This window comes from Corallococcus sp. AB030 (assembly GCF_003668965.1).
Taxonomy (GTDB): Bacteria; Myxococcota; Myxococcia; order Myxococcales; family Myxococcaceae; genus Corallococcus; species Corallococcus exiguus.
In genome coordinates this window covers 1-504 of the sequence record NZ_RAWQ01000485.1, presented here as the reverse complement: position 1 = coordinate 504, position 504 = coordinate 1, and the positions used below count along the sequence as shown (strand labels likewise).

Sequence of the window (504 nt, the reverse complement as noted above, 5' to 3'; positions counted from 1 at the left end):
CTAACGTGAAGCGTACTGCCAGGGTGCATCGTCCGCGCGTCCTTACAGATCCATCTGTTGCTGTGGGTCAGCGACGATAGATGACTTGCGTGCCCCGATGGGTAGCACCGACATACACCACGCAGATCCCCTACAGCGTGCATCTGTAGGAGCGCGCCTTGCGCGCGATGCTCTACACGTCAACGCTTCGACAGGTCGATCGCGTAGACCGCCGTGCCATCGCCGTTATCCCGCAGCTGCCGGATCGGCAGGCCCTGCTCCTTCGCCACGCCATCCTTGCCGGATGCCGTCGTAAAGGTCACCGGACACCTCGTTTTCACCGGTGCAAAATGCCACGCGGCTTTCTCGACATCCTTGCGGGTGAGGGTTTTCTTTGCTTCCACCCACTTGATCACGACTTCGCGGTTGCCGTCCGGCGCATTGAGCACCACCGACTTTCCATCCATGCCCGGGAAATCACCGCCACCATTCGCGCGATAGCTGTTGCTCACCACGATGAAGGCC

The 504-nt window shown here is 60.5% G+C and carries 1 protein-coding gene; it reads right to left on the bottom strand.

Annotation, left to right across the window (positions count from 1 at the left end; translation table 11 throughout):
- Positions 1 to 179: 179 nt before the first annotated feature.
- On the bottom strand, positions 180 to 504 hold a 325-nt coding region (locus D7Y15_RS45090), incomplete at its 5' end, for a hypothetical protein (protein ID WP_304988702.1).